We start from the raw sequence: 15,165 nt of genomic DNA, 5'->3' as shown, positions 1-15,165 counted from the left end.
ATCTAATTTTTATTATATGAAATAGAAAATAGATGGTTCTTTTCGAACAACTATTCCGACATTTTTAACCATCCATCCCATTCTTCTTTCGTATCACCAATTAAGATTGTTTCAATGTCCAACTGGTTTAGAACGCCTAGCTTTCCAATAAATCCAACAGAAAGAGATTCCCTTTTTTCTTGTAATAAATTTATAAAGTTCATCGTCTTTTTCATTTCTTGTTCGTCAGCAAAAGATATAAATACATATTTCGGCTGTATTTCCTCTACCGCTGATAACATACCATCTTCAGCTAAGCTTGTCCTAATATATATCGCCTCATATCCTTTTAAGCGTAAATAAGTTGAAAAAATAAATCCTTTCAATGCATCCTTTTCTAACACAATAACTTTGTGTAAAGAGGAAAACATTGAGGCATTGTGATACACCATCCCTAGACGCGTTTGTAAAAATGATAGTGCATATTGAAATTGCACCATTGAAATCTCATTATTATTTTTTGACGTTAATAATTTGTCTGTCACTCGAAGAACGATACTGGCAACAACCTTTTCTGTTGAATATATACTAAAAGCTTCGTTTAATAATGCAGCAATTGTAATTTCATCAAATTTTAACAAAGCTTGTAGCAAATCGTCCACTAAAACAACTTCTTTATCGAAATGTATCTCTTTTTGAACTGTACTCTGCAAACGATTCTCTTCTAATAACTGAACTGCTTGTCCAATCATCATACCGGAAGAAACTTTTTCCATTAACCATTTTAAAATTTGAATATGCTCTTCTGTATATAAGCGATGCCCAGCTTGATTCCGCTTTGGGGCAATAATTTGATATCGTCTTTCCCATGCACGAAGCGTACTCGGCTGAACTCCAATTATATTCGAAACGGCTTTTATATTATATTTCCCACTAAGAGTTGGCATCATTTCCCTCCGCACAATGTAATGATATGTGTTTGAGCAGGTGCTCGGAAACGAAGTGGTATCAATGTTGTTCCATACCCATTACTAACAAAGAGAATCGTATTCAAATGGTTATATACGCCACCTTTTAAATATTTTTTAGATGGGAATAATCGGATTTGTCCTCCATGCGTATGTCCACTTAACACAAGTGAAATCTGTTCATTTCCAGACATTTTTTTTATTATATCAGGGTTGTGACTAACTAGGATACGAAAACCATCTTCTTTACAATCCGCCAATGCCAAATCTAGACGATCACGGTGCAATCCAACATCATCTATACCGAGCAAACAAATTTTCTCTCCTAATTCAGACTCAAATACCACTCTTGTATTATCTAAAACTTTTACGTTATTTTCTAATAATAACGCATCTAATTCATGATATTCTATCTCATAATCATTGTTTCCCCACACAAAATATACAGGACCTATCTCTCTTAACTTTTGAATATTCGCAGAGATTTTTGATAAAGAGACACCTTTCTCTGCTAAATCTCCTCCGATAATTACGAGATCTACTTTTCCTTTTACTTGTTCAATTAACAAATTCGAAATGACCCTTCTATGAATATCAGAAATAAAAAACACATTTACTTTTTGAAAACTTTTCGGAAATTCTTTAAATACTAAAGTATGTTCCAACACCGTATTACGCATCGCTTCTTTATACATCACAAAAAGTAATAAAATCCCCATGCCTATGAGAGTACTGAATAATATAATCCATATCATATTTTTGACTCCCTCCTCATAAAGATAATCCTAGGCTTTTATAACAAACTGTGATCGCTTAACTCGCTAGCTTTCTTGCTTTGTGGACTTATCTTTTATCGGAATTTTTAATTCTTGACCTGCACTCACTTCATCTTCCTGCAAGTTATTATACTTTTTAATTACTTCAATTCCATTTCCATCTGAAAAATATTGCTTCGCTATACTTTCTAAAGTTTCTCCCTCTTTCACAGTATGCGTTATTACTTTTTCAGAATGTTTCTGCGACTCAGATTTAGCTGAATCAAAGAAGATTACTTCAAACGCACTTTTTCCAGCATTATTACTATCACCCTTCACCTGAATATATTTATCCGTGTACCACAAAATACTAATCGGCAGAAGAATGAATAGAAATGTTAAAACCCGGACGAAAATGTGATTTATTTTAAACTTTTGTTTTTTCTCTTTATTTCTATGAATTTCACTACGCGGCGGTAAACTTTCTTTTTCTTCCACTCGCTCAACTTCTAATTCCTCTTCAAAATCAGGAATTCGTTTCCTCATGTTGTTCACCACCACCTTCCATTTATTTTCTTAATTGGAGTCCCATTATAAAATCAACAAGAAAGTGTGCAAAGATTGTTATAAACAAATTTCCTGTCCATTCAAATACATAACCAAAGACAAAACTAATGAAACAGACGAAACAAAATAAAAATGGCTTTGTTATATAACGAATATGTAACACTGCAAATACGAAGCTCGCAATTACAATTCCAAAATGAGTCTGTACTACACCTCTAAATAAAAATTCTTCTGCAAAACCAATCAAGAACGTAATAACGAGTAAGTGTAGAACGGACATTCCTCGAAACATCTTATCGTTAATACCACCATCATCAAACCATGACTCCGGAAACACTCGCATTGCAACATAATCTAATAACACAATACCAATCGCTAACAAACCACCTATAATAAGTATAGATACTGGTTCCCATTTCCATAAATTAAAGACTTCTTTTACATCTTTAAATAATATATATGCCAGTAAACAGCCAATACCGATAATAATTAACTGTGTTATATATAGATTCAGCCTTATTTCCTGCGGACTCATATCTTCAACATTATGCCTTTGAATGTTCATCATTCCTCCATCTTTTCTAGGCCGAAAAGCTTTTGTAACTCTGTTTCCCAATTATAGTCGAAATCCGATTGTTGCGCTCGTCTTTTTTTATAATCTTCTTTGGTAATACCGCAATAATCGCAGCAATTAATTAACTCTTGCTCTTTCCTATAACCGAACTGTTGCAGCACATATTCACGTCTACACCCTTTAACTTGTATCCATGACTTCATATTTTCTAGCTCACTATATTTATTACGCAACCTTATTTCTACTTCAGCTATTAATCGGTTCATGATTTCATCTGACAAACCTTCTAATAATAATCTTCGTTGTTGTATAATTCCAACCTGTTCGAGATGATAACGAACGAAACGCCAATATTGCTCATTAAATCTTGCTGCATTATAACAAATTTCTTCTACATCTTCTATTGGTAATTCCTTCGTTTGAAACATTCTTTCTTGTAGTAAAGAAAATAAAAATTTTATTTGTGACTTACTTGGCAATTCATCCTCAATGATTGAAATTGGTAAATCATGATCCAACGGACTACATAATAAAATAGCTATACTCGGTTCGCCATCTCTTCCAGCTCTTCCGATTTCTTGTAAGTAAGAGGCTATATTAGTTGGATAATGAAAATGAATAATATATCGCGTATTCGCCTTATTTACCCCCATACCAAATGCACTTGTGCATATTACAAGTTGCAATTGATCGTTCATAAACTGCTGTTGAATTAACATACGCTCTTCATGTTCCATACCACCATGATAAAAAGCTACACCAGTAACACCTTTCCCTCTCAAGTATTCCGTTAACCTTTCTGTCCACGCTCTACTTGAGCAATATACAATCCCCGGCCCTTGTAAATACATCACCTGCTCTAAAAGCGCCTCTTTCTTTTCTTCTATCGTCTCTACAAATTGCACATCCATTGCAATATTAGGACGATCAATAGAGTATACATGTTCCGCGGCACCCTTTAAATTTAAACTATCTGCGATATCCTGCAGTACCCCTTTTGTCGCTGTGGCTGTCAATGCTAATACTGTAGGAGAACCAATATTTTCAATAACTACATTTAGTTTTTTATAGTCCGGTCTAAAATCATAACCCCATTGAGAAATACAATGAGCCTCATCAACAACAAATAATGAAATATGAATTTTCTTCAATTCCCTAATTAATAACTCCGACTGCAACATCTCTGGTGAAACAAAAATAAATTTATATGAAGATAATTTTTTCATCGCTTCTCTTTTTTCATTTAATGTCCGAAAACTATTAAATGCTATCACTCGGTTTTTCACAACATACTTTAATTGTGTCACTTGATCTTCCATTAAAGATAATAACGGTGATACAACAAGCACTGTTCCTTCTCGCATAAGCCCCGGAAACTGATAGCACATAGATTTCCCTCTTCCAGTCGGAAGCATTGCTATCACATCTTTTCCTTCTAATAAATCTGTAATTACTCCTTTTTGACCTGGACGAAATTCAGAATATCCAAACCACTTATATAAATATTCTTCAAGTTTCATTTACACCCTCCATCCGCGCTAATACAAGACGAACTTCAAAATAAGAGATATCTTCTCCAACCGCTTGTTTCAAAACACGTAACTTCCGCGTTTGCAATGCTTCAATTACTTTTATTACTTTGTCTATCTTTTCTTTTTCCATAAACATTTCAATAGAAAAATCTTTTTCTCGCAAAGCAATTTCAACAAAATGATCTTCTATCGTTGCAACCTTTAAATTCCGAATCGTCGCTATTTCTTCTAAAGAACGTCCTTGTCTCCAAAAATTATATGTTTTTTTCGTGGATAAACTAAATAATTCAGCTCTCTCATTTGGATAAGATATAATTTCAGCTAATAGCGGAAATTCATTTTCTTTATCACGAACTTCTTGTATAAAGAAATGTATTGTACCCCAAAATAAAAAATACACCCTGAATATATCTTGTTTCGTAATTTCTGCTAATTGTTGCAATGTACAACCAATGCGTTCATAACCCGTTAATCGATATGTTACAATCGTCGCTTCTATCGCATTACTCTTTTCTAAAAGATTATGTACTTCTGTCCATAGTTTTCTCGCCAACTCACTTCTCTTATATGGCCTTCCTGTTAGAAAACGTTTCACCCACATCATTATTTCTGTATCTTGCTGAATTGGAATAAACCTCGTATTATTCTGTTGTAAATTTGATATGGTTTGAATAATTAATGATAATCTTTTCCAAAATGTTTCACCTAATTCACCATAATGTAAACCATGCAAATGCGCCGGAAAAGCATAAACTTCCTCCCATTTATGTAACTGCATTTTACCCGTAGGTGTTAACACATATGTATTTTCATGTATTTCTTGAATAAAATCCGCTTGCAACAACTTTGCAACTTCACCATCATAGTCATTTCTATTTAATGATTTATATATTCCGAACAAAAAAGAAATTCGGAACATATTTCCATCTTGTAAAGTTTGCGAAGAACGTTTGCCCTTTAGTAAATAATAAATAGAAGAAACGGTTCTTTCACCATTCAATTGTTTTAAACAATGCAACAAAGTATATTGTATTTGCATGACCGCTTCCACCTTCCAATCTTAACTTCATTCTTTTCAGTACAATTACACTATCTACTGTCGCTCATTAAACTTATCATATAAGAACTATATACTTGTATATATTCTATTGTATCAAACGAAATCATATTTACGTATTTTGAAAATCTTATGACATAATTCAAAAATAAGTTGACACTCTAATTGATAAGCATTATCATTATAATTTTATGTTGAAAAGTTTTACAAACCGTTTTACAATAAGGTTATAATTTTTATGGCGAGCTTTTCACATACATATTATCAGGAGGGAAAAAAGATGGCAAAATATACAATCGTTGATAAAGATACTTGTATTGCATGTGGTGCTTGTGGCGCTGCTGCACCAGACATTTATGACTATGATGATGAAGGTATTGCATTTGTAACATTAGATGATAACCAAGGTATCGTTGAAATTCCAGATGTATTAATTGAAGATATGATGGATGCATTCGAAGGCTGTCCAACTGACTCAATTAAAGTTGCTGACGAATCATTCGACGGAGACGCTTTAAAATTCGAATAGTCTTTTATTAACTTCAAAAAACGCCCCTCCTATTGATGAGGGGCGTTTTTTGTATCTAAATTTTATTTTCCTTAATAAAAAACCATTAGTAGTTTCACACTACTAATGGTTTTAGTATATATTATGCATTTTTCATTTTTGCAAACACCCATACTTTCAGGCGTGAGAATAATGCTACAAATACAATTGTTACAACAATCCCTTTAATTAAATTAAATGGTAAGATTGCCGTTACAACCGTTGTTTTTATAGCTTCGCTAGACATAGCTGGTGAATTTAAAAACCAAGTGTACGCCGGGAATATGATGATGTAGTTTAATACACTCATAATAAGTGCCATTGTAATTGTCCCTAGCATTAATCCTGTAGTTAAACTCTTCACAGTACGATACTTTCTAAATAAGAAAGCTGCTGGCCCAATAAATAAACATCCTGCAATAAAGTTTGCAATTTCTCCAACTGGTACTCCCGTTAAACTTCCTTGAATCCCGTAATGTAAAATGTTCTTTATCGCCTCTACAATCACTCCTGCTACTGGTCCAAAGATAATTGCCGCAATTAGAGCTGGTACATCACTAAAATCAATTTTCAAAAATGGCGGAAGCCCTGGGAACGGGAAATCCAACATCATTAGTAAATATGCAATACTACTTAGCATCGCTACACTCACCATCTGCACTACACTGTTTTTTTGTTTCATCTTTCTCTCTCCTTTTCCATCGATCATCTCATGGAAAGTGGAAAGGTTCTGCTATGCCTATTTTTTCATAGAACGAAAAAACCCTTTGTGTTTTACACAAAGGGAGAATTTAAGGCACATCAAACAGACGTTCAAATCCATATCTTTTTTGAACGCTTGAACCTCCATCTTCTCCCATCCAGACTATACTGTCGGCTTTGGAATCACACCAAATCCTGCCTTAACGGCTCGCGGGCTTAGAACAAAATCATAAATAGTTCATCACCGCCGGTCGGGATTTTCACCCTGCCCCGAAGATAGACCGATATTCTATTTTCCCCTTCATTATACAACAACCTCATAACATTGTGAACTAAAAAATTGTAACTTATTTAAAATTAGTTATTTATTTTTCGTAACAACAAATGAATTGCGAGATATTTTACAATACAATCCATATTTTTTATTATTCGGCATTTCTCTTTTGAATTACCTAGTCATATATAATTAAAAGTGATAAGATATTGAATTGTTAAGATAAGAACATTTTCTGAGTTATGGAGGAAATGTCATGAAAAAAGACAAGAGACATTCTATTCGAGAAGCAATGAAAAAAAACTTAAGAAAAGAATACTTTTACTTAAAAAAAGAATTACTTTTCTACTGCCCAATTGATTTAGGCACATTCTCAAACGAGACATACTATGCTACTTTCGATGAAGATGGCATCAGTATTTATCAGTATGATAAAAAAACAGAAAGTAAATTAAAATTGTGTGAGCGTCATCCGTGGAAGAGTTGGAATAAAGTGAAGATTGATCACTATTTGACAACTTCTCAATTTATTTTTCAGGGTGAGCGAAATTGGATCTTATCTCTTTTTCAAAAAGGAAAAGAAGCTCAAAAAATTATTGAAGAGCATACATCTTTACAAACAGAAGTTGTTTCCCGCTCTTTCTTAAAAAAACTTCCTGGTTTTCGTTCTAATACACCACTGAATAAATACATCGGTAGTATTTGTTACACTGCACTTATTGCATTTTTATTAAAATGGATGATTCCATTTCAAGCACCACAAATCGCCCTGTATTCTATCTCGATTGGTTGTATGCTTCTTGGCCTACTTTGTTTGACAATCGGTTTAATTGAACCGACTATCGTACTGTTTCGAACAAAAGAGAAAACAAGAACAAAAGTTTTTTACTTATATAGCTATTTAGCTATTTCTGGATTTATATGTGTCTTTATTTTTTGGTAAAAGAAGCCGTCCCAAAATAAATTTTGGGACGGTTTTCTTTTAGATATAGATGCTCTGATTCACTCAATAGTTCTAGCAAAAGCGCCCATATAATTTCATTTATATTGAATCTTATTTAAGAAGAACATAAATTTGTTCAAAGTTTAATTTTTGAAGCGTTTCCTTTACTTAACATATAATTGTTGATTAGGATAAATTAGCTCTTGCTGCAATCCATTTTTTTCTTTAATTTCCTTAAGTGTCATACTAAATTTCCGTGCAATACTAACTAAAGTATCCCCTTTTTGTACGACATATAATGACGAAGAAACAACTTCATTTCTTTGTTCACTTAAAACAAGCAATGGGTTCATCGCATTCTTTTTCGTCATCGTCCATCTTCCTTGATGAAGTTCTAGATGTAAGTGCGCACCTCGCGATTCTCCCGTGTTCCCTACTTCTCCAATTTTTTCTCCTTTGGAAATATAATCTCCTTGATCCACATATCTCTTATTTAAATGTGCATATACAGCCTCATATTCTCCGTGTTTAATAAATACAACATTTCCATAACTACTTGAATAATAAGACCTCGTTACCTTACCATCTTGGATAGCTGCCACAGGCGTTCCAATCGGCGCAGCTACATCAATACCATAGTGTTTTCCATGCCTTGTCCCAAAATAATCACTTATCTGACCTTCAACAGGCCATGTCCATCGATTTTCTTCTGCATAAACATGTAATTGAGATACAAACAGTATACTCAATAACATGACACCGCATTTTAAAACTTTCATATACATCCTCCGTTTTCTAATTACCACCATACCTTCTCTATTTTGGTATATTACAGAAAAAAGTATACAAAAAAAGAAAGTGAATTATTCCACTTCCTTCTCTTTCTTATCACGAAAAACTAATGCACTACGGTTATACTCCACATCTTTCACTTGTAATCGGGCATTTATTACTCGAGCTATCGCAAACAAATAATCAGATAATCTATTTACATACTTTAATACAACTTCATTTATTTTCACTTCTTTTTGCAATGATACTATAGAGCGTTCTGCTCTCCTTACAACAGTACGTGCAATATGAATAGTAGCCGCTGCCTCGCTACCACCTGGCAAAATAAAGCGTTCTAGTGGCGGGGCTTCTTCTATATATAAATCAATCTTTCTTTCTAAACTTTCAACCATCACAATTGTCACTTTATAAGGAATTTTTTGTTCCACTATTGCCAAGTCTCCTCCGCAATCAAATAGTTCATGTTGAATATTTTCGAGCTCATTGTAAATATCTATAAAAGCTCCGCCTTGAAGCTTAGTCATTGCATATCCAATATGAGAATTTGCCTCGTCTATTGTTCCATACGCTTCCACACGGATATCATCTTTATCAACCCTGCCACCTATTACACTTGTCGTTCCTTTATCTCCTGTTTTTGTATATAATTTCATTTCTTCACAGCACCTCTCTTGTTATTCTTTATTCGAGCAACATAGAAAAAAGTTCTACCATTCTTTATTTAATTGAGTTTACAAAAAAATAAAAAACAGCAGAACTTTATTCATTATCAACTTTAAAAACGCATATCTAAATTATACGATTCGGTAAATATACAGAGAATGTAGTTCCTTCTCCAACAACACTTGATACAGAAATTTTACCATCATGGCCTTGAACAATATTTTTCGCAATCGCAAGCCCGAGTCCTGTTCCACCCTTTTTCCCACGTGTTCTTGCTTTATCAGCTTTATAGAAACGATCAAATAAAAATGGAATATCTTCTTCTGGAATGCCTGCACCCGAATCTTGTACTTCAAAAATAAGACCGTTATTTTTCGTATCAATTACAAGCGTTACATGTCCGCCTGCATTCGTATGACGTATTGCGTTATCAATTAAATTCGTCAATACTTGTTCCATACGATCTGCATCAAACGGGTATTGTTCAATTGGATCTTTGAAATCAACCGTTAACGCGACCTCTTTATCCTTTGCAATTCCTTGGAATTTACGACCAATTTTTTCAACAAACGGATGTATATCCACTTCACCAATATGTAACTCTACATGACCGCTTTCCATACGAGCTAAATCTAACAATTCATTTACAAGTTTACCTAAACGAACAGATTCATCATAAATAATTTGAACAAACTCATCTATTTCCTCTTTCGTTTGCACAATATCATCTAAAATCGCTTCACTATACCCTTGCAGCATGACCATTGGTGTACGAAGTTCATGTGATACATTCGCAATAAAATCTTGACGCATCTTTTCAAGACGACGTTCTTCCGTCATATCTCGCAGTACTGCTACAGCTCCACGAATTTTCGTTTGATTGTAAAGCGGCGTCATAAGAACTACATAGTTTCCTTTTTGTAAATTAATTTCAACAACTTGTTGTTGTTCGCTTTCTACAACGAGATGGAATAATTCCACAAGTTCAGAAGGTAGTTTTTTACTGAGCTCTATCTCTTTTTCTTCTTGCCAAACTTGTAAGAAATGTTCGGCCGGCGGATTGATTACAACGACTTCACCTTCTTGATTTAACGTAATAACCCCATCTGCCATACTACTCAAAATACTTGCTAACTGCTCTTTTTCTTGTTGCAAGGCGTTCATATTAAACTTCAACTGTTTTCCCATTTGGTTTAAGGCCGTTGCAAGCTCACCAATCTCATCCTGAGATACCATAGGAGCCTTTGCATCAAACTTCCCACGTGACACTTCAAAAGCAACCTCACGCATTTTACGAAGCGGTGCTGTAATCCGAGTAGATAAGAAGAACGCAAAGAAAGTTGTTAATATAATCGCAATTCCAGCCGATAAGAAAATAAAATCAGTTGTTCTTTCCATACCTTGTATCGGTACTTGTAAAGATTCATATACGAACACTGCACTTTGATTTTTTGATTGCACTGGTTTTCCGACGATCATAATATCATTTTCGGTGTTTTTATTCTTCCTACTATTAGACGCTTTTCTAATATTATTCTTAATTTCTTTTTTGTCTGTAAACACAGCCGCTAATTCTTTATCTTCTTTTAAGTCATCCATTGTAAGAGTGACTAACCCTTCTTGTTTCGGTGAAGAAGAGATTTCTTTACCATCTTCTACAATAATAATCCTTGAAAGTGGGTCAGAGAATTTGTAAGCGATATTCTCAATCGTTTTTACATCGGCACCTTCTTCAATTAACTCTGAAACACTTGTTGCAACTTTTTGAAGCCTAGCTTCACTCATATCAACATAATACGTTCTAAAAAACTGTGAAAGTAAAATCGCAACAAATCCAAGAACAAACGAAACGAGAAGTAATATGGTCATCCATAACTTCCCTACTACACTTCTCCAAAGCATCAGTCGTTCACAACCTCAAATTTGTAACCTACACCCCAAACAGTAACGATCATTTTCGCTGCATCTGGTGATTTTTTGCTTAACTTCTCACGTAAACGCTTTACATGTGTATCAACTGTACGTAAATCTCCGAAGAATTCATATTGCCATACTTCTTTTAACAGTTGCTCACGATCGAATACTTTATCAGGAGCTTTCGCTAAAAATAATAGTAACTCATATTCTTTCGGCGTTAAGTTTACTTCATTACCATCTGCAGTAACACGGTGTGCATCGTTATCAATTGTTAAGTGCGGGAATACAGTAACATCTTTTGTCGTTGTATCTTGTGTAAAGAATGTTGTTGGTACAGCACGACGTAATACCGCTTTCACACGTAGTACGACCTCACGTGGACTAAATGGCTTTACAATATAATCATCTGTTCCAACTTCAAATCCTTGTACTCTATTTACTTCTTCACCTTTTGCTGTCAGCATAATAATTGGTGTCGCTTTCTTCTCACGAACCCCTTTACATACTTCAATGCCATCTTTACCAGGCATCATAAGATCTAATAAGATTAAATCGTAATCATTTTGCAACGCCATTTCTAAAGCTGTATCACCATTATCTGCTTCTTCAATCGTATATTGTTCTCTTTCTAAGTACATTTTCAATAAACGACGAATACGATCCTCATCATCTACAATTAAAATTCTTGATTCATTTTCCATCTCTACCCGCTGCGCACTCTCACCTCAGCGGTTCACACCTACCCTTCTTTAACTATTATGTTGCGCTATTCTCGTTTATTTAAGCAATCTTCTAAATGTTTCACTTCCCATATTATGCTTCACAAGAATAATAAATTTTGTTCAATTTTTTTCCAAAACTATGTATTTTTTTTGAACAGCATATAATGTCCTCGACATCATTTTACAAAATCAACCGCTACTTTGTCATGTTTTTCTCAAAAAAGAAGAAAAGTTGACAAAAATAAAATAGGAAAGTGACATGCACTCCCCTATTTTATTTCTCTATGCATATGAATGTAAACCGGCAATAATTAAGTTTACTACAATAAAGTTAAACATAATGATTGCAAAACCAATTACTGCAAGCCAAGCTGACTTCTCTCCATGCCATCCTTTTGATAGGCGTAAATGTAATACTGCCGCATAAAAGAGCCAAGTGATAAGTGCCCAAACCTCTTTTGGATCCCAGCCCCAAAAACGTGTCCACGCTATTTGTGCCCAAATCATCGCAAAAATTAATGCACCTAATGTGAACACTGGGAATCCAATTGCAATAGATCGATATCCAATTTCATCTAGTAAATCACTATTCGTATTCTTTACTAACGGCTGAAGTGCCGCCGATACTCGCTTCCGTAAAACAAGTCTTAATACAATATACAGTAATGTTCCAACTAACACTGACCAAATAACAGTATTTAATTTTTTCGCATTTACAATCGCTGGAACTTCAACTGCCGGTTCTAATTTATTTTCTGTCAGTAACTTCCCTTCGTGCGGTCCAACTAAAGCCGGAAGATTGTATTTCATTTCCACTTGTTGTTCATTTTTATCAATCCATTGAAACTTCGCTTCATATTTCATACTAGAAAATACCGTTGTTACTCCAATAAATCCAACTGTACAAACAAGTGTAAATACTACCGTCTCTAGCCAAAATGTACGTTTACTTCTCGTCGATTGATCTACATTTTTCAATAAATACATAACACCTGTAATAAAACTAATCGCTAAAATGGCTTGTCCTGCTGCTGCCGTCGTCACGTGAATATGTAACCAATTACTTTTTAAAGATGGAATAAGCGGGGATATTTCCCTCGGAAACATACTTGCATAGGCAATTAATAAAAGCGCAACTGGTAATGCAAATAGTCCGATTATGCTTACACGGTACATAAAATACATGACAATAAATGCTCCTACAAGCATCATGCCGAAAAATGTACCGAATTCAAAAAAGTTACTAACTGGCGCATGTCCTGATGCAATCCACCTTGTAACAAAATATACTGTTTGTGCAATAAACCCTAAAATTGTAATCGTTATTCCTACATTTGCCCATTTATGACCCTTTTCTTTAATTGCTCCCCCGAAAAATAGAGTGGCAATTAAATATAAAATAAATGCGGTAAAGAGAAAGTTACTACTTATTTGCACCATATCGTTTCCCCACCTTAACTAATTTTTTTATCAATTACTTTATCATTTGGCTGTGGAATTGCTGTACCTTCTAGTACTCTTTCAATATCTTTCTTTAAACCGAACCAATTTTTATTTGTATGCCCTGCAATCCACCATTCATCATTAACACGTTGTATCCAAATACGGCGATGATTCCAATACATACCTTGAATGACACCAACCATAAATATAAATCCTCCAATGCCGAGAATCCAAAGCGTTAAATCTTTTCTTACAGTAAGTGCTGTTGCATTTTGCATTTCAACACCTGCAAACGACATTTTATATTTGTTGTTTCCATCTGGTTCTATATTTTGCTGAATACCAACAAAACTCACTTCACCATCTGGTGTTTCAGGTGTAAACATTTTAAATACAAATGCAGGATTGTTTGGTAATTTCGTTTTTGTATTTGGTTTTCCATTCTCATCAAAATAAAAATCAGGAAAATAGCTTAATAGTTCTAGAGAATAACCATTTCCTAAATCATATTTTTCCTTAGGATTCGTTAAATCTACTTTAATTGGTCCCCACTTTTGATTATTTTCTTTATTTTGCAAGTTAAAGGACATACTTTTAAATTCACTTTCTTTATAATCCACTTGATACACTGCAAATTGATCAAATTTCAGTGGTTCATTCACTCGAATTTCCGCTTCTTTTACTTTTTCTAATTTCGGTTTTTGTCCTGCTATATTTTCTCCTACTGCTTTATATAATACGGCATTCGTTTGGAAGTTTTTCGCAATCATTTTATCGCCTACACGATCAATCGCTTCATCAAAAACTTCCTTGTCCTTACTTTTATCATAAACTTCTTTTATAAATTTCTCGTTTTTTAAGTAGTATTGTCCATCCGTCCCTGGTATTTCTTTCGTTTCACCGTCACGTAACCAAAGTGCTTCGTCTACGTACATACTCGGTAAAAAACGAAGCATCGCACCGAATAAAAAGATAATAAGACCGATATGATTTACATATGGACCCCAACGCGAGAAGCGTCCCTTTTCTGCTAAAACGTTTCCGTCTTCCACTTTCACGTTATAGTTTCTTTTCTTTAAATTCTCTTGCACTCTTTCCAGGTCACCTTCTTGCGGTGTACCAGTCCCATATAATCTCTGTCTCTTTAAAAAACTAGGATGTCTTTTTACGCCTTGCTTTTTTAAAGCTTTATAAAGTGGAATAACGCGGTCTAAACTACATATCACAAGTGAAATACCGATAGAAGCAATCAAAATCATATACCACCATGAACCGTATAAATTATTAAACCCTAATTGATAGTATAATTGTCCTAAAAATCCGTATTCTTGTTTATAATATTCAGCTGGTGCAATACCTGGAGTTATGTACATTTCTTGCGGAAATATAGTTCCTATCGCTGATGCAGCTAAAGTTATTACGATTAGCCATACACCTACTTTTACAGAAGAGAAAAAGCTCCAAATTTTATCGACTATCGTTTTTGTCTGCGTGAGAGATCTCCGTGCACTCCCCTCATAGCGCATATCCAATAGTTTTGCATTTTCATTGCTTTCAAATGGTTTCCCGCAAGCTTCACAAAAAACGGTTCCTATCGGATTAACATGTCCACATTCACATTTAATTTCTTTCAACACTCTCACCGCCCCTGTATCTATATGTACTATTGTATATTCTAACCTCAAGTTACCGCAATACTCAGAATTTTTAAACCAGAGGCACTATAAACA

At 34.3% G+C, this 15,165-nt stretch carries 15 protein-coding genes and 1 riboswitch; of the genes, 2 read left to right on the top strand and 13 right to left on the bottom strand.

The genetic code is table 11. The features are described 5' to 3' along the window. Nucleotides 1-50: 50 nt before the first annotated feature. The 6 genes from MR112_RS01420 to MR112_RS01395 form a co-directional block, all read right to left on the bottom strand. Nucleotides 51-926 (bottom strand): MerR family transcriptional regulator, encoded by an 876-nt coding sequence (locus MR112_RS01420; RefSeq protein WP_001142718.1) that lies wholly within the window; start codon nt 924-926, stop codon nt 51-53. Next, on the bottom strand, nt 926-1,702 hold the full coding sequence (locus tag MR112_RS01415; RefSeq protein WP_000637791.1) for a metallophosphoesterase: 777 nt from the start codon (nt 1,700-1,702) through the stop codon (nt 926-928). Before MR112_RS01415 ends, MR112_RS01420 begins: the two co-directional genes overlap by 1 nt. Before the next feature lie 66 nt (nt 1,703-1,768). Next, nucleotides 1,769-2,248 (bottom strand): LysM peptidoglycan-binding domain-containing protein, encoded by a 480-nt coding sequence (locus tag MR112_RS01410; protein WP_001231553.1) that lies wholly within the window; start codon nt 2,246-2,248, stop codon nt 1,769-1,771. Between the two features lie 22 nt (nt 2,249-2,270). Next, the gene (locus tag MR112_RS01405; RefSeq protein WP_226369081.1) at nt 2,271-2,834 is read right to left on the bottom strand and encodes a CPBP family intramembrane glutamic endopeptidase; all 564 of its coding nucleotides are present in this window, start codon (nt 2,832-2,834) and stop codon (nt 2,271-2,273) included. Beyond that, nucleotides 2,834-4,363, bottom strand: coding sequence for an ATP-dependent DNA helicase RecQ (recQ, locus tag MR112_RS01400; protein WP_048655803.1), 1,530 nt, complete (start codon nt 4,361-4,363; stop codon nt 2,834-2,836). The genes MR112_RS01405 and recQ overlap by 1 nt, the downstream gene beginning before the upstream one ends. After that, nucleotides 4,353-5,414: a YpbB family protein gene (locus tag MR112_RS01395; RefSeq protein WP_001167004.1), complete on the bottom strand. Its 1,062-nt coding sequence runs from the start codon at nt 5,412-5,414 to the stop codon at nt 4,353-4,355. The genes recQ and MR112_RS01395 overlap by 11 nt, the downstream gene beginning before the upstream one ends. 298 nt (nt 5,415-5,712) lie before the next feature. On the opposite strand from MR112_RS01395, the gene MR112_RS01390 reads away from it, so the two are divergent. Beyond that, entirely contained in the window at nt 5,713-5,961 is a 249-nt protein-coding gene (locus MR112_RS01390; protein ID WP_001151993.1) for a ferredoxin, read from the top strand. A 121-nt stretch (nt 5,962-6,082) separates the two neighbouring features. On the opposite strand, the gene MR112_RS01385 is transcribed toward MR112_RS01390, so the two are convergent. Continuing rightward, the gene (locus MR112_RS01385; RefSeq protein WP_000810855.1) at nt 6,083-6,661 is read right to left on the bottom strand and encodes an ECF transporter S component; all 579 of its coding nucleotides are present in this window, start codon (nt 6,659-6,661) and stop codon (nt 6,083-6,085) included. Nucleotides 6,662-6,823: 162 nt separating this feature from the next. After that, nucleotides 6,824-6,963: riboswitch (FMN riboswitch) on the bottom strand. Between the two features lie 248 nt (nt 6,964-7,211). Here MR112_RS01385 and MR112_RS01380 point away from each other — a divergent pair. Further along, the gene (locus tag MR112_RS01380; protein WP_000710837.1) at nt 7,212-7,898 is read left to right on the top strand and encodes a hypothetical protein; all 687 of its coding nucleotides are present in this window, start codon (nt 7,212-7,214) and stop codon (nt 7,896-7,898) included. Nucleotides 7,899-8,062: 164 nt separating this feature from the next. Here MR112_RS01380 and MR112_RS01375 read toward each other — a convergent pair whose 3' ends face one another. The 6 genes from MR112_RS01375 to resB all read right to left on the bottom strand — a co-directional run bounded on the left by MR112_RS01375 (nt 8,063) and on the right by resB (nt 15,072). After that, nucleotides 8,063-8,677, bottom strand: a complete 615-nt coding sequence (locus MR112_RS01375) for a peptidoglycan DD-metalloendopeptidase family protein (protein ID WP_226369080.1) — start codon at nt 8,675-8,677, stop codon at nt 8,063-8,065. 84 nt (nt 8,678-8,761) lie between these two features. Continuing rightward, nucleotides 8,762-9,343, bottom strand: a complete 582-nt coding sequence (locus MR112_RS01370; protein WP_000781268.1) for a cob(I)yrinic acid a,c-diamide adenosyltransferase — start codon at nt 9,341-9,343, stop codon at nt 8,762-8,764. Nucleotides 9,344-9,479: 136 nt separating this feature from the next. After that, nucleotides 9,480-11,255, bottom strand: coding sequence for a sensor histidine kinase ResE (gene resE / locus MR112_RS01365; protein ID WP_000964673.1), 1,776 nt, complete (start codon nt 11,253-11,255; stop codon nt 9,480-9,482). Beyond that, nucleotides 11,255-11,971 carry a DNA-binding response regulator ResD gene (gene resD / locus MR112_RS01360; protein WP_000426861.1) on the bottom strand — a complete coding sequence of 239 codons (717 nt, stop codon included), beginning with the start codon at nt 11,969-11,971 and terminating at the stop codon, nt 11,255-11,257. Before resD ends, resE begins: the two co-directional genes overlap by 1 nt. A gap of 303 nt (nt 11,972-12,274) precedes the next feature. Beyond that, nucleotides 12,275-13,432 carry a cytochrome c biogenesis protein ResC gene (resC, locus tag MR112_RS01355; protein WP_000250083.1) on the bottom strand — a complete coding sequence of 386 codons (1,158 nt, stop codon included), beginning with the start codon at nt 13,430-13,432 and terminating at the stop codon, nt 12,275-12,277. A 14-nt stretch (nt 13,433-13,446) separates the two neighbouring features. Further along, nucleotides 13,447-15,072 carry a cytochrome c biogenesis protein ResB gene (gene resB, locus MR112_RS01350; protein ID WP_000910522.1) on the bottom strand — a complete coding sequence of 542 codons (1,626 nt, stop codon included), beginning with the start codon at nt 15,070-15,072 and terminating at the stop codon, nt 13,447-13,449. Nucleotides 15,073-15,165 lie beyond the last annotated feature (93 nt).

Source organism: Bacillus cereus group sp. BfR-BA-01330 (assembly GCF_022663885.1).
Taxonomy (GTDB): domain Bacteria; phylum Bacillota; class Bacilli; order Bacillales; family Bacillaceae_G; genus Bacillus_A; species Bacillus_A cereus.
Note: the sequence above shows the minus strand (reverse complement) of the source record. Positions and strands in the feature narration are given on the sequence as shown.

Coding starts and splice junctions, on each gene's coding strand:
- MR112_RS01420 (WP_001142718.1), bottom strand. CDS start 926: ATGCCAACTCTTAGTGGGAAATATAATATAAAAGCCGTTTCGAATATA.
- MR112_RS01415 (WP_000637791.1), bottom strand. CDS start 1,702: ATGATATGGATTATATTATTCAGTACTCTCATAGGCATGGGGATTTTA.
- MR112_RS01410 (WP_001231553.1), bottom strand. CDS start 2,248: ATGAGGAAACGAATTCCTGATTTTGAAGAGGAATTAGAAGTTGAGCGA.
- MR112_RS01405 (WP_226369081.1), bottom strand. CDS start 2,834: ATGAACATTCAAAGGCATAATGTTGAAGATATGAGTCCGCAGGAAATA.
- recQ (WP_048655803.1), bottom strand. CDS start 4,363: ATGAAACTTGAAGAATATTTATATAAGTGGTTTGGATATTCTGAATTT.
- MR112_RS01395 (WP_001167004.1), bottom strand. CDS start 5,414: ATGCAAATACAATATACTTTGTTGCATTGTTTAAAACAATTGAATGGT.
- MR112_RS01390 (WP_001151993.1), top strand. CDS start 5,713: ATGGCAAAATATACAATCGTTGATAAAGATACTTGTATTGCATGTGGT.
- MR112_RS01385 (WP_000810855.1), bottom strand. CDS start 6,661: ATGAAACAAAAAAACAGTGTAGTGCAGATGGTGAGTGTAGCGATGCTA.
- MR112_RS01380 (WP_000710837.1), top strand. CDS start 7,212: ATGAAAAAAGACAAGAGACATTCTATTCGAGAAGCAATGAAAAAAAAC.
- MR112_RS01375 (WP_226369080.1), bottom strand. CDS start 8,677: ATGAAAGTTTTAAAATGCGGTGTCATGTTATTGAGTATACTGTTTGTA.
- MR112_RS01370 (WP_000781268.1), bottom strand. CDS start 9,343: ATGAAATTATATACAAAAACAGGAGATAAAGGAACGACAAGTGTAATA.
- resE (WP_000964673.1), bottom strand. CDS start 11,255: ATGCTTTGGAGAAGTGTAGTAGGGAAGTTATGGATGACCATATTACTT.
- resD (WP_000426861.1), bottom strand. CDS start 11,971: ATGGAAAATGAATCAAGAATTTTAATTGTAGATGATGAGGATCGTATT.
- resC (WP_000250083.1), bottom strand. CDS start 13,432: ATGGTGCAAATAAGTAGTAACTTTCTCTTTACCGCATTTATTTTATAT.